At 62.5% G+C, this 13,333-nt stretch carries 14 protein-coding genes; 4 read left to right on the forward strand and 10 right to left on the reverse strand.

What is annotated here, in order from left to right:
- The first annotated feature begins 232 nt into the window (after window positions 1-232).
- Both LMTR3_RS04495 and LMTR3_RS04500 read left to right on the forward strand, forming a co-directional pair.
- A complete protein-coding gene (locus LMTR3_RS04495) occupies window positions 233-763 on the forward strand; it encodes a dihydrofolate reductase family protein (protein WP_065743891.1) in 531 nt (176 codons plus the stop codon).
- 250 nt (window positions 764-1,013) lie between these two features.
- The gene (locus LMTR3_RS04500; protein WP_065743892.1) at window positions 1,014-2,288 is read left to right on the forward strand and encodes a GGDEF domain-containing protein; all 1,275 of its coding nucleotides are present in this window, start codon (window positions 1,014-1,016) and stop codon (window positions 2,286-2,288) included.
- Between the two features lie 25 nt (window positions 2,289-2,313).
- Here the strand turns inward: LMTR3_RS04500 and LMTR3_RS04505 are convergent, their stop codons facing one another.
- The 3 genes from LMTR3_RS04505 to LMTR3_RS04515 all read right to left on the reverse strand — a co-directional run bounded on the left by LMTR3_RS04505 (window position 2,314) and on the right by LMTR3_RS04515 (window position 3,757).
- Complete coding sequence (locus tag LMTR3_RS04505; protein WP_065744037.1) at window positions 2,314-2,598, reverse strand: GYD domain-containing protein; 285 nt, start codon at window positions 2,596-2,598, stop codon at window positions 2,314-2,316.
- Window positions 2,599-2,742: 144 nt separating this feature from the next.
- The gene (locus LMTR3_RS04510) at window positions 2,743-3,213 is read right to left on the reverse strand and encodes a methyltransferase family protein (protein ID WP_065744038.1); all 471 of its coding nucleotides are present in this window, start codon (window positions 3,211-3,213) and stop codon (window positions 2,743-2,745) included.
- A 112-nt stretch (window positions 3,214-3,325) separates the two neighbouring features.
- Entirely contained in the window at window positions 3,326-3,757 is a 432-nt protein-coding gene (locus LMTR3_RS04515; RefSeq protein WP_065743893.1) for a DUF6841 family protein, read from the reverse strand.
- Between the two features lie 125 nt (window positions 3,758-3,882).
- Between LMTR3_RS04515 and LMTR3_RS04520 the strand changes: the two genes are divergently transcribed.
- The gene (locus LMTR3_RS04520) at window positions 3,883-4,494 is read left to right on the forward strand and encodes a GyrI-like domain-containing protein (RefSeq protein ID WP_065743894.1); all 612 of its coding nucleotides are present in this window, start codon (window positions 3,883-3,885) and stop codon (window positions 4,492-4,494) included.
- 35 nt (window positions 4,495-4,529) lie between these two features.
- Here the strand turns inward: LMTR3_RS04520 and LMTR3_RS04525 are convergent, their stop codons facing one another.
- The 4 genes from LMTR3_RS04525 to LMTR3_RS04540 all read right to left on the reverse strand — a co-directional run bounded on the left by LMTR3_RS04525 (window position 4,530) and on the right by LMTR3_RS04540 (window position 8,135).
- Entirely contained in the window at window positions 4,530-5,495 is a 966-nt protein-coding gene (locus LMTR3_RS04525) for a Bug family tripartite tricarboxylate transporter substrate binding protein (RefSeq protein WP_210184674.1), read from the reverse strand.
- Window positions 5,496-5,606: 111 nt separating this feature from the next.
- Window positions 5,607-6,392: an alpha/beta fold hydrolase gene (locus tag LMTR3_RS04530; RefSeq protein WP_065743896.1), complete on the reverse strand. Its 786-nt coding sequence runs from the start codon at window positions 6,390-6,392 to the stop codon at window positions 5,607-5,609.
- A 30-nt stretch (window positions 6,393-6,422) separates the two neighbouring features.
- Window positions 6,423-7,037, reverse strand: a complete 615-nt coding sequence (locus tag LMTR3_RS04535; RefSeq protein WP_065743897.1) for an NADPH-dependent FMN reductase — start codon at window positions 7,035-7,037, stop codon at window positions 6,423-6,425.
- Between the two features lie 57 nt (window positions 7,038-7,094).
- A complete protein-coding gene (locus LMTR3_RS04540) occupies window positions 7,095-8,135 on the reverse strand; it encodes an LLM class flavin-dependent oxidoreductase (RefSeq protein WP_065743898.1) in 1,041 nt (346 codons plus the stop codon).
- Window positions 8,136-8,250: 115 nt separating this feature from the next.
- On the opposite strand from LMTR3_RS04540, the gene LMTR3_RS04545 reads away from it, so the two are divergent.
- Window positions 8,251-9,189: a LysR family transcriptional regulator gene (locus LMTR3_RS04545; protein ID WP_065743899.1), complete on the forward strand. Its 939-nt coding sequence runs from the start codon at window positions 8,251-8,253 to the stop codon at window positions 9,187-9,189.
- A 12-nt stretch (window positions 9,190-9,201) separates the two neighbouring features.
- Here the strand turns inward: LMTR3_RS04545 and LMTR3_RS04550 are convergent, their stop codons facing one another.
- From LMTR3_RS04550 to LMTR3_RS04560, 3 genes are read right to left on the reverse strand one after another with little or no spacing between them, the layout of a single operon-like run.
- The gene (locus tag LMTR3_RS04550) at window positions 9,202-10,128 is read right to left on the reverse strand and encodes a hypothetical protein (protein WP_141686469.1); all 927 of its coding nucleotides are present in this window, start codon (window positions 10,126-10,128) and stop codon (window positions 9,202-9,204) included.
- 13 nt (window positions 10,129-10,141) lie between these two features.
- Window positions 10,142-11,470 (reverse strand): HlyD family type I secretion periplasmic adaptor subunit, encoded by a 1,329-nt coding sequence (locus LMTR3_RS04555; protein ID WP_065743901.1) that lies wholly within the window; start codon window positions 11,468-11,470, stop codon window positions 10,142-10,144.
- Complete coding sequence (locus LMTR3_RS04560) at window positions 11,467-13,200, reverse strand: type I secretion system permease/ATPase (protein WP_245319750.1); 1,734 nt, start codon at window positions 13,198-13,200, stop codon at window positions 11,467-11,469. Before LMTR3_RS04560 ends, LMTR3_RS04555 begins: the two co-directional genes overlap by 4 nt.
- Window positions 13,201-13,333: the final 133 nt, after the last annotated feature.

Below are 13,333 nucleotides of genomic sequence, written 5' to 3' on the forward strand. Positions count from 1 at the left end.
TCTACGCCAGAGGTGGCAGTTGGCGTTCGGAGCAGCTCGCTCCGCAGCCCACGAATGCGAACCTCTTTCCGGCTCACGACTTGCACCCGATGCGCGACAGCGCACTTGATCGCGGGCGAATGTGCCGTCGCCGTTCCCAATTGCGATTTAAAATCAGTCAATCTAGCTTACAACCGATTGCATAACGCAATCAGAACCGCGCGGATGTGCCGGGGTGAGGAAGGAATTGGGTATGGCTAAGCTCGTGTTCGGAATGAACCAGTCCCTGGACGGCTACGTCGACCATATGGCGTTTGGGCCAAGCCCTACGCTCTTCCGCCATTTCATCGAGGAGGCTCAGCGGCAGGCGGGCAGTGTGTACGGTCGCCAAATGTATGAGGTCATGCGTTACTGGGACGACGATCATCCTGAGTGGGATGCAGCGGAACACGCCTTCGCGGCGGCGTGGCGGAGCCAGCCGAAATGGGTCGTCTCGCGCTCGTTGAAGTCGGTCGGCCCCAATGCCACGCTTGTTGCGGATGATCTCGAGGGCGCGATCCGTGAGCTGAAGGCCGAGCGCGCCGGGGAGATCGAAGTTGCTGGCCCGGGCTTGGCGCAAAGCCTCACCGAACTTGGCCTGATCGATGAGTATCGAATCTACCTGCACCCCGTCGTGCTTGGTCACGGCAAGCCATATTTCGCCGGACCCCGGCCGCCGCTCCGCCTTATGGCTAATGATCGGATTGGCGAGGATGTGATCAGGTTGACCTACGTTCCTGCTTAATCTCGCGACTCGCCGGATGGAAATCGCCGCTGAAGTCTGATTTTGGATTGGGTCCAAAGCGACGCGAACGGCCCGCTTTGGTCGCCAACGCCGACGACATGGCGCGTGCATAAAGGACAGCTATCCCAACAAGCTCGCTTGCAGAAAGCCGCATCCCGGAATTCGCAGGCCGTTACGGCGACGTTTACCATTTATCGCAAGCAAATCGTAGCAGGGTTTTGGTACAGGGCCTGCGACCCCGGTAGGAACCATGCCGCTACTCTACGTTCCGACAATCTACGTGCTGATGCTGTCAGTCATGGTGCTGCTCGGCGCACTGAGCTTCTTCGCGTGGCTGCAAAATCGCGCGATCCGCGCGCTTGCCTGGTGGAGCGGCGCAGTGCTCGTGATGGCGGCCGCGCTTGGCCTGCTCTGCCTGCGCGGCACGATCCCGGACGTCTATTCGGTCGATCTCGCCTACGTGGTGTTGTTCAGCGCCTGTGCGTTGATGCTGGAAGGCGCGCGCTGCTTCGAAGGCAAGCGCCCGAGCCCCGCCGTCCTGCTCGCCGGTGCGCTGGTGTGGATCGCGGTCTGCCAGATCCCGGCGCTGTACGCATCCGCCACGGCGCGCATGATCATCGTGTCAGCCGCCGTGGGCTCCTATTCGCTCGGCTGCGCCTACGTGCTGTGGAGGGGCCGCGCCGAGCCGCTGCTGTCGCGCTGGCCGCTGATCGTGCTGACCGCGCTCGGTGGCGGCCTGTTTCTCGTGCGCATTCCGCTCGCCGTGGTGTCTCCGCTCGCAGAGGCACCGATCGCCAGCTTCGATGCCCTGCGGTCGTTCTGGTTCGCGATCGTGAGCACATTCACCCTGCTTTACTTCATCGCAATCAACTATCTCTTTCTCGCGCTCACCAAGGAGCGGAGCGAGCTCGCGCACAAGCGCGCCTCGATGACGGATGCGCTGACTGGCCTCGCCAACCGTCGCGCCTTCTTGGAATTCGCCGCGCAACGCCTGAACGCGCGCGCGAGCGGGACGGTCGCGTTCCTCGTGTTCGATCTCGACTGGTTCAAAGCAATCAACGACGGCCACGGGCATGCGATGGGCGACCGCGTGCTGCGGCTGTTCGCACATACGCTTTCCGCCAATCTGCCGCGGGACAGCATCGCGGGCCGGCTTGGGGGTGAAGAATTCGCCGCGATCGTCAGCGGGCCTGACCAACGGGCGACGATTGCGGCTGCCGAGCGCGTACGCGAGAGTTTTGCAGCGGCAGCGGGTGTCGTGGACGGCGTCCCGATCGCCGCCACGGTCAGCATCGGGGTCGCTCATGCGCACGACCAGCCGGCCGACATCGAGGCGCTATGCGAGCGCGCCGACAAGGCGCTCTACCGAGCGAAGGCGCTTGGCCGCAACCGGGTCGAGCGCGCCGTGGACGAATTTGTCCCGCTGGTACCCGAGGCGTCAGTGGAAGCCGACGTCACGCCGGCCGACCTTCTGATTCCGCCGCCCGAACAAGCGCGGCGCGCAATGAAGCGGGCGGCAGCCTGATCGCATCGGAGCCACTACCCGGCGCTTAGTTCGCCGCGTCCTTGATCGCGGCTTCGAAGGTCTTGGCGTCGAAGGCCGGCATGCTTTGGATCCGCCCCAGACCCTGGGTCGCGTACCAGACGGAGAACGCGAGCATCGCGCCCTCGTTCGGGGCATCGACGATATCGACGAAATCGTAGTAGCCCTGCGTGTAGTGGATCGACTCGACCTTGATGCCCAGCTTGTCGAGTTTTGTCTTGGCCTTGCCGATCCGCTCCGATTGCTTGCTTGCCCATTCCGGGCTCAGATTACCAAGCAGCACATATTTCATGGCCACCTCCACGAGCGGTTGATCATTTGCGCGAAGGACCACACAAATATACGCCTTCTCACGACCCATGCCCATGCCGTTTTGCGGAAGCAGGAACGGCGAGGCACGGGTTCCCCCCCGGGCGCTGGTCCTGGCCGACAAGCCCTATAGCCAGCGCCGGACCCGCGCGCAGTAGCGGCGATAGACGTCCCCGAACTTGCGCTCGAGGTAGGCTTCCTCGCGGGCGATCACACCGTAGCGGATGACTAGCGCGAAGGGCACCAGCGTCATCAACAGCCAGAGGCTGTTGAAGGCAATGGCCAAGCCGGCGAGGCCCAGCACCATGCCGAGATAGATGGGATTTCTCGTGAAGCGGTAGGGGCCGGCCTCCACGATGGTCGTGGTTGGCAGATTGGTGGGCACGTTCGAGCCGGCCCGGGTCATGGTAGAGATCGCCCACACAACCAGCGCCAGCGCGAGGGCAAACACGATCGCGCCCAGCCAGCCTGCAGGTAGCGCGGCCGGCAAGAACGGCAAGGGCATGAGCCAGTTGAGCGCGAGCCCGGCAAGCACCGCGAGCGCCCACGCGATCGGCGGCCGGACAATGACGCCAGCGGTATCTGCTATGTCAGCCATGACGGGACCGGTGAAATGATGTGGCTGAAGGCTGTTTGCAAGCATAGCACGAAATCGCGGGCAGGCCGAGATTTGCTGGTTGCATCGGGACGCGAAGGGCGGGAAGCGGAATTCAGATGATGCCGTGTTCTTTCAGAACGGCTTGCTCGTCCCCTGACACCCATCCAAAGATCTTTGGTGTGTCTTCGAGTTTCTGCACCAGATAATGGACCTCAAAATCGATGGAAACATCCGGGTCGTTGCCACGGTCGTAGATGGCGGTCCAAGCGACGTGCGCCAGGCAATGGTGCTCGTCGATAGGTGCGATGCGGACGTTGCGAAGTCGCATATCCTTCGTGCCGATTCGGCGATAATTTTCAAACCCCTGTCGCATCATCTGCTTCAGATGTTCGTCATTCCGGCCGACACTGACGCCAGCCGGAGAGGCAGCAACGAACGCAGTGGCGTATGAAGACGTCACCTGGTCCATATCCACTTGATCCCTGAGCGCCATCCGGAACAGCTTCTCATAGCGCTCAAACAGGTCCTTTACGTTCTTTTCCATAGGATGCGGCCTCCTCACTGCGGCTCTCTGGGCTCAATGCATTCTGCGCGAGGTGGTTTAGTGTGATCTAGTAACGCTGATCTGGTCCGGCCGTTCAAACATATTCGGAATGCTGTGAGAGGTAGATGGAAAAACTGGATCTGAAGAAGGTGAGGAAGCCACTCTTCACCGCTCCCCGTAACCGCTTCGTGACGATCGATGTGCCGCCGGTGTCCTACCTCATGGTAGATGGTCATGGTGACCCGAACACAGCCCCGGCCTATAGGCTCGCCGTCGAAAGCCTCTACGCGACGGCCTTTACGATCAAATTCTCCTGCAAGGCAAACGGGAACGACTTCGTCGTGATGCCATTGGAGGGACTTTGGTCAGCTCCTGACCCTGAAAGCTTTTCCGCGCGGCGCAAGGACGAATGGGAGTGGACCATGATGATCATGGTGCCGGACTATGTGGATGACGAAACCTTTCTGGCCGCCAGGGTCAAGGCGCGAGAGAAGCTCGGCGCGCTTCCTGAAAGTCTGAGGCTCGAAAGCCTGGAGGAAGGCCTCTGCCTCCAGGCATTGCACGTGGGAAGCTACGACGACGAAGGACCGCTGCTCGCAAGGCTGCACGGGGAGATCATGCCTTCGGGCGGCTACGATTTCGCCGGTCGGCATCATGAGGTCTATCTGAGCGACCCTCGCAAGACTGCGCCTGAAAAGCTCAAGACCGTGATCCGCCAACCTGTGCGCCAGAACTGAAAGTCCGCCACAGAAGCCGGCTCCGAAACTTGCAGCTAGTTCGCGGCGCGAATGCCCCGCTCACGTATGATCGCGCCGAACCGCTCGGAGTCTTTGCGGGACTTTTCCTTGAACTCTTCCGGAGACATCGGAGCGGCTATATTTCCGAGGGTCGCGATACGCTCGTTCAACGCGGCCGTGGCAAGCGATCGATTAACTTCCTTGTTCAAGCGCGCGACAACATCGGGTGATGTTCCGGCTGGCGCATAGATGCCGAATACGGCATCCGCGTCAAAGCCGGCAAGGCCGAGCTCATCGAGCGTGGGTACGTTCGGAAGTTGGGGCGATCGTTGCGGGCTTCCGATCGCAAGAGCATGGAGCTTGCCGGCTCTCACGTGCTCGATGGCGATGCCGGGGTCGAACAGGAAATCGAGTTGCCCCCCGAGCAGGTCGTTGAGCGCCGGCGCCGCGCCGCGGTAAGGCACATGCACTGCGCTTGTGCCGGTCATGTTTTTCAACATTTCTGCCGCAAGATGCGGAGAGCTGCCGATACCGGGCGATCCAAAATTCCGCTTTTCCGGATTGGCCTTCAGGTCGGCAATGAATTCCTTGAAATCCCGCACCGGACTGTCCGCCCGAATGACGAGATAGAAAGGCACGCGTGCAACGGAAGCGACGGGGATGATGTCCTTCGCAGGATCGAATGGCATTTTGGCATACAGATGCGGATTGATCGCCACCATTCCGCCTGAAGACATCAGCAGGGTGTAGCCATCCGGCGCCGACCTCGCTACGAATTCTCCGCCCAGATTTCCGCCAGCGCCTCCCCTGTTTTCGATCACGACCGACTGACCGAAAGCTTCGCTGAGAGGTTGACCTACAAGGCGCGCGAGCTGATCTGCGGCTCCTCCCGCGGGAAAGTTGACAATGAGGCGAATGGATTGGGTGGGCCAAGTCTGTACTAGTGAAGTCTGTGCCAGCGAAGTGGATATCAGGCCCGCGGCGAAGGCGATCGCGACCACAATGGCTCTCATGATTATCTCCCTGGGTCTTACTATTTGAAGGAATGGCGAAGGATGCTCGATCGATACGCAGGATTCCGTTCCGCATATGAAAGAGAGCGGGCGGGCAAATCACTTTCGCCCTGCGAGGAAATCGCCGATCGCCGCGACACAGGCGGGGTCTTCCTGCATGGCGAAGTGCCCAACGCCGGGCACGATATGAGTGCGGGCTTTTGGAATCGCGCCTGCCCAGAGTTCCGCCTGACTGGCAAGCGCGACCCTGTCTTTGTCGCCCCACACGATGAGCGTTTCGTTGGGAATCCGGCTTAGCCACCGACCGAGATTCGGGTGTCCCATGCCGTGAGCCTTCTGAATGTTGCTTAGCGCCTGGCCTTCCTTTTCCCTTGCCGCAATGAACTGCTCTGGCGGGGGTCCAAGCGAGCCTCCAGGAAAGTATCGGGCTGCAACTTCCGTTCGATGCGCCAGGTAGCCAGGCAAATCTTGCGGAGCGATTTTGGTGGGGTTGGCGCCGCGATGGTCAGGATGGTTGAGCCCGGCAGGCGCGTTCAGCACCAGGCGAGCAAAACGTTCGCCGGCGACCACAGCCATTTCTGCCGCCATCCAGCCGCCCATGGAATGACCCATGAGGTGCGGCCGATCCAGCCCCAATGCTGCGATGAGCCGCAAATTATGGACGATCAAATCCTGCATCCCGCAGATATGCGGCGCAGGTCCGCTTTCGCCGAAGCCGGGGTGGAATGGCAGATAGACGCGAAACCTGTCGGCCAAACCGCGCGCCCATTCCTGTCCCTCGATCGTTGCCGCTCCGTGGAGCGCCAGGACGGCCGGACCCCTTCCGATGACTTTTATGACCGTGTCCACGGCATCGATTTCGAGCTTTATCGTTTCGAATACCACGTCAAACTCCTTCCTGGCCGCGAGCCTGCGCTAAGGTTGGACCATCGTGCCTGTCGAAAGGGAATGCGCTCCCAATCTGCCGCGAGATTGCATGCGCACGAAATCGATCACCTGCTGGCCCACCGTCTCAAGCTGGCGTCTGGTTGCCGCGTCGGTACAATTTCCCTCGGCGTCGAACAGCGCGCCGGATGCGTTCAACATGGCACCAAGCGGCGTAGGCCAGCCTCTGAGGGAATGAGCAACCGTTCGAAGCGCGGCCAATGTTTGGCCAACCGCCTGCCACCCGCCGGCACAAGCAATACAGCCAACGGGAATTCCATCCAGATAGGCGCGTGTATCCGTTCTGAGTTCTTCCGCGTAGTCGAGCGCGTTCTTGATCAGTCCGGATATCGATCCGTGGTAGGCAGGCGACGAGATGATGATGCCGTGGCATTCACGAAGCGCGGCCAGGAGACGCGAAGCCTGATCGGACTGTTGCTGTCCGGGCATATACATCGGCAGAAGCAGTTCTGCGCCGGAGAGAAGCAGGGTCCTTGCGCCTTCATCCTCGGCGGCCTTGAGGCTGATCACGAGCGCGCGTTCGGACGATGACCCGCGCCGCGGGGTTCCTCCTATCCCGAGAATAAGAGGCTTATCCTGAATCATGCTTCGCTCCAGTTGTTGTGCCGCAAGCCCGCAATGCTCGGCTCGCAATCGGGCGCATCAACCTATCTGCGCGCGTCGCAATTTGGGGATTACCTCTTCGCCGAAGAGAGCGAGTGCTTCACGGCGACGCGGCGTAAAGCTCCTTCCCAGCATTGCGAGAAAATGGCCGGCGCCGCATTTGCGGCATTGATCGATGATTTGTTCAGCGACCTGCGCCGGCGTGCCGGCGATATAGTCGTCGTCATGCAGTGAAAAGCCGGCTCCGGCCCTCGGCGCATCGAGCAATGAGGATGTGCCTTGGACAACGCGCGGATCGCCAGCTACGACCTTCAATGTCGCTGCCTTCGCGGCGTGGGATTCCTCGCGCGCCTCAGCCGCATCGTATGAAATGGAGACATTGCGCCGGATTGCGAGTTGATCGGGCCCTGCCGGAAATCCCAACCGGGCAGACTCCTTCCGATACACGTCGAAAATTTCCGATATGCGGGCGACGGATTCGAAGCCGGTGCAAATCTTGGACTGCCTTTGAGCGGATTTCTGCGCGGATCCGGTACTTACAACCGTCGTCCATTTTGGCGGAGACGGCTGCAGGAAGACGTTCGGCATCAGGTTGAGGTCTTCGAATTTCCAATACTTTCCGCTGTGGCTGACGACGTGGTTCACGAGGGCGGCGTCGAGTATTTCCAAGGCCTCGTTGAAGCGCTCGCGGGCCTCCTCTATCCCTAAGCCTATCCGCGCGAACTCCTGCGGCACGCCGGCTGCAAAGCCGATCTCGAGGCGTCCCCTTGTCAGGTGATCGAGCATCGTCAGTTCTTCGATGACGCGCCATGGCTCATAAAGCGGCACGACCATTCCCATCGTTCCCAGCCGTAACCGGGTCGTGTGGCGAGAAATAGCTGCGATCAGGAGATTGGGAGAGGGGCTATATGAGTGACCGAAGTGATGTTCGCTAAAGAATATTCCTTCGAACCCCAGCTTTTCGACCTCGAGCCAATGCGCGTAGCCTTCGTCGAACACGGCAGTCACGGTACCGGCCAGGCTCTCCCCGTCGCTCAGGTTCGGGGCCTGCATGAATTCAAAGATCCATGGCTTGATCAAAGCGTTTCTCCCAATGCACGACTTATTTCTTGATTGCGTCTTGAGTACACGGGACTATTAAATTTGAAAAATCGATTATATTGATATGTGATATTTGAAAGATGGATGTAAGCCGATGCGGTTCGAAGGCCTGGACCTCAATCTCCTGATCGCGCTTGATGCGATCCTTGAAGAACGCAGCGTCATGGGAGCCAGTCGACGCCTTCATCTCAGCCAGCCGGCGATGAGCGCCGCTGTCGGCAGATTGCGTCAGTATTTCAACGACGAGATTTTCACGATTTCACAGCGAAAGCTGGTGCCGACGCCGCTGGCGCAATCCCTGGAAAGACCAACGCGGGACATCCTGCTGCGAATCCGGGCCAATCTGATCTCGCCGCCAAAATTCGACCCGGCGAGTTCTGAGCGGCGTTTCCGGCTGGTCGTTTCCGATTATGCGAGCATCGTATTGATGCACGCCGTCATGAAGCGGGTTTATCGCGCCGCGCCGCGCGTTTCGCTTGAGTTTCTTCCCTTCAGTGATCGGGTCGATGACCAGCTTCAGCGAGGGGAGGTCGATTTCGTCGTGATCCCCGATACAAATCTCATTGATGGTCATCCCAGCCAGCATTTGTTCGCGGACGAGTTCTGCTGCGTCGCCTGGCGCGGAAGCCGCCAGATCGGGCGCTCGATCTCGCTTGGCCGCTATCTTCAGCTTGGACACATAACCGCTCAGCTCGGGCCCATTCACGGCGTATCCTTCGATGAACGCGCCCTCGTGCAGTTAGGTTATAAACGCCGTATCGAGATCATTGCCCCGAACTTCACCGCGATGGCTGCCATGGTGATCGGCACGGACCGCATCGCGACAATGCATCATCGCCTCGCGGTAATTTTCGCGCGAAACTTTCCGCTGAAGCTGCTGCGTGCGCCGGTCCGCATCCCCGCATTCCGAGAAGCCCTGCAATGGCCGGCGTCCTTTCACCTGGATCCCGCACTTGTTTGGTTGCGCGAGATCATTACTGACGTTGCTGCCGAGGTTGACCGGACTCCGGCCAAGCAAATGAAGGTTGGGTAAAAGGCGGGCCTCTCAGAAATGATGGATCCCCAGCGCCGAGAATGCGCCGTCATGCGGCTCGTGGCCGTCCATGGTCGGCTGGCCGAGAAAGCCGAGCTGCAGCGGGATCGGATGCAGCAGCGACGTCGGTATCGCGCCCGCGGTGTCGAGCAGCGGTATGTCGTGCTGCGCAGCGCCCGACAAGTCTGTTGTGCTGGATGTCGGGCCGGAAAGGTTCGTCGTGAGCGGCTCCAGCAGGCTGGGGGCCGGTGCGTCATGGATCAGGCCGGTCACCGTGCCGGTCAAGCCGTCGAGGAGATCGGTCGCGGTGCCGGTCACGGTCGTCGTCAGTTGGCCTACGGTGGCACTCACGCTTGCGATCGTACTCGATACCGTTGCAAGCGCGGTGTCGACGATGCCGGTGAGGCTGCCTGCAAGGTTGTGAACGGATGCGCCTAGATCGAATGACGGTGATGCGATGCTGCTGCCGGGCGGCGCGCTGCCCGCGCCTGCCGATGGCGCGTCATCCAGCGCAGCGCTGAAGCCCGATAGCATGGGCGACGATGCAAGGGGCTGCGTGCCGAGCACCTCGCCTGATGGAGCCTCGGCGAGCGTCGCGGTCGCATCTTGCGGCGCGTTCGTCGCCGTGGCGTCGGCGTGGACCGCAGGCGAAAGCTCGGCTGCCGGAGCTTCGATCACACCGGCATGCTGGTCGTCATGGCCGGGTGCGGAATCGGCTGGCAGCAGCGCGGCCGGGACAATCGCTGCCGGAGGCGGGTGCAGGGCAGCCGGCTGCGCCGCGCGGGCTTCCCCCTCTTGCTCCAGGCGGTGCAGCGCGGTGTCGGCGTCGTTCAGCAGGCCGAGCAGCATGGTGGCGAAGGCAACCGATTCGGTTGCCGCGAGATGCCGGCTGCGTTCGGCTTCGTCGGAGCGGCGGGCATTCTTGACGGCGTCGGCCATGGCCATCTCCTCCTCAGCGCTCGCGGAACGCGCGGGTGATCTCGTCGCGCAGCGGACCGAGCAGATATTCGAACAGGGTTCGCGGACGCGTCGGCACGATCACCTCGGCCGGCATGCCGGCCTGCAGATCGATGCGCGACTTCTTGACGTCGTTGGGATCGAGCGCGACCTCGACGGCGTAATAACCTTGTCCCGACTTGTCGTCGGTCAGGCGGTCGGCGGACACCGTGTGCACGGTGCCGTAGAGCCGGGGACGCTCGATGTAGTTCACGCCGGTGAGCTGCACCTCGGCACGGTGGCCGACGGCGACGTCGTTGATATCGGACAGCTTCAGCTTTGCGGCGGCGATCAGCGGATTGTCGGTGGGCACGATGTCCATCAGCCGCGCGCCGGGTTGGATCACGCCGCCCTCGGTAAAGACGTCGAGGCCGACCACCGAGCCGGTCGCCGGCGCCGTAATCCGCGTGCGAACCATCACGTCCGTGGCGGCGTCGATCTTGGGCGCCAGTTCCGCGAGCTTGTTTTCGGTCCCGCGCAACTGGTCGGTGATTTCGCTCATCCGTGAGCGCTCCACCCTGGCGATCTCGAGATCGTTCTGCGCGATCTGCTGCTGCATGCCGGCGATGCTGGCCTGCTGCGCGCCGATATCGGCCTTCAGCCGGGCGTCCTCGCGCTGCAAAGCGAGGATGCGGGTCTTTGGCGTATAGCCCTGCGCGAACAGATGTTGCGCGCCGTTCATCTCGTCGGTCAGCAGTTCCCGCTGCTTCTCGGTGCCGGCAAGCTGCGCCTGCGTGCCCGCGATCTGCGCTTCGAGCTCTTTGATCTTGCCGCGCAGCACCGCCGTCTCGGCGGCGAACTGGTGCTTTCGCGCCGCCATCATCGCGGTCTCGTTGGCCATGGCCTGGCGCGCCGCGGATAGTTCGCCGCGCGCGCGGAGATGTTCGTCGAACTCCGGCGCATCTTTTCGGTCGCGTTCGGCGACCAGCCTTGCGCGCGCGGCCAGCGCAGCGTCGCGATCGGCCGTGAGCACATCGAGCTTGGCGCGCGGGTCGCTGTCGTCGAGCCGGATCAGGAGCTGACCTTTTTCGACGCGCGCGCCGTCGCGCACGGTGAGTTGGCGCACGACGCCGCCATAGGGGTGCTGCACGCTCTGCCGCCGCCCCTCGACCTGGAGGTTGCCGTTGGCGATGGCCGCGCCGGAGATCGGCGCGAGCGTTCCCCACATCGTCATCGCGGCAAGGAACGCCGCCACCACGCCGGCGCCTAGCAGAGCCGGCCGCGAGGGGCGTGCGTAGCGCGCGCGGTCGCGCATCGGGGCGAAGCCGTCGCCGATCGCCGTCATGATGCGCGCCCCGCGGCGGCCTGCTGGAGCGCGTGGTAGACCTCGCCCGGCGGACCCAGCATGTCGAGCATGCCGCCGCGCAGCACCATCATGACGTCGACGATGTCGAGAATGGTGGTGCGGTGGGTGATCACGATGATGGTGGCGCCCTCGCTCTTGGCCTGCAGCAGCGCCACCTTCAGCGCCTCTTCGCCGGGGGCATCGAGATTGGCATTGGGCTCGTCGAGCACGAGCAGCGGCGGGCGGCCGAGCAGCGCCCGCGCCAGCGCCAGCCGCTGGCGCTGCCCGCCGGACAGGCCGACGCCGCCGGGACCGAGCCTCGTATCGTATTGCTTCGGCAGGTCGAGCACCATCTCATGAATGCCGGCGCGCTTGGCGGCGTCGATGATCTCGTCCGTCGATGCATCGCCGAAGCGGGCGATGTTCTCGCGCACGGTGCCGGCGAACAGGCCGACATCCTGCGGCAGATAGCCGACATGGCGGCCGAATTCGAGCGGATCCCAGTGGCTGTAGTCGAGCCCGCCGAAACGCAACCGTCCATCGGCGGGTGCGATGGCGCCGACCAGAAGGCGAGCCAGCGTGCTCTTGCCGGAGCCGCTCGGGCCGACGATGCCGAGCGCCTGGCCGCCGCCAAGCTCGAAGGTCAGGTCCCTGATGACGGGCTCCTTGCGCGCCGGCAGCAGGCAGCGCAGTTCGCGTACCTCGATGGTGTTGCGCGCCCGTGGCACGATGGTGTGCGGCGGCGTCAGGTCGATCTCGCCGAGCAGTTCGCGCACCTCTGCATAGGCCTCGCGCGCGCCGATGAACTGTTTCCAGGTGCCGACCGCCTGTTCCACCGGAACCAGCGCCCGGCCCATCACGATGCTGGCGGCGAAGATGGTTGCCGGCGTGATCGCGTGGTCGATGGCGAGCCAGGCGCCGGTGCCGAGCATCAGCGATTGCAACAGCAGGCGGAAGAAGCGGATGGAGGAGGTCATCACCGCGTTCTTGTCGCTTGCAAGCGCCTGCTGCACCAGCATCGACGAGCGCTGGCTCTGCCAGTTGCGCTCCACCGCCGGCTGCATGCCCATCGCGCGGATCACGTCGGCGTGGCGCAGGATGTTTTCGGTGAACACATAGGACTGGTTGCCGGCGGCCTCCGCTTCCTTCATCGGCTCGCGGGTCATCACCTCGTTGAGACCGGCGAGGCCAAGCAGGAGAGCTGCGCCGATGGTCGCGACGATGCCAAGCAGCGGATGGATGAAGAACAGCAGCATCAGATAGATCGGGATCCACGGCAGATCGAACGCGAAATAGATGCCGGGGCCGGTCACGAAGGTGCGGAACTGATCGAGATTGCGCAATTGCTGCGCGCCGCGCGATGCGCCGCGCTGCGCCGAACGCACCACCAGCGCTTCGAACACGCGCGCGGACAATTCCATGTCGAGGCGGATGCCGCAGCGGATCAGGATGTACGAGCGCACCGCGTCCAGCGCCGCCATGGTGAGCAGCGCGATCGCCAGGATCAGGGTGAGGAGGACGAGCGTGGAGACGTTCTCGTTGAGCAGCACGCGGTTATAGACCTGCATCAAATAGAGCGGCGAACTCAGATAGAGCAGGTTGATGGCGCTGGAGAACAGCCCGGCCCAGAGGAATTGCGGCCACAGCGCGACCAGCGCCTGGCGAACGTCATCGATCCGTCGCGCCGGCGCGACCGAGTCGTCAAGGGTGGTCAGCATGCCCGTAGGCATTCGGCAATCACCTTAAGCGAGTTGACGTGAAGCGAGTTGACTTGGCGCTACGCGATCTACTCGTGCAGTGCATATATTGGAGACGTGGCGTGGGGATGCGCTCCCCACGCCGCGCGGTTTTGAAATGTCCGAA

The sequence above is a fragment of the Bradyrhizobium sp. LMTR 3 genome, from assembly GCF_001693485.1.
Lineage (GTDB): Bacteria > Pseudomonadota > Alphaproteobacteria > Rhizobiales > Xanthobacteraceae > Bradyrhizobium.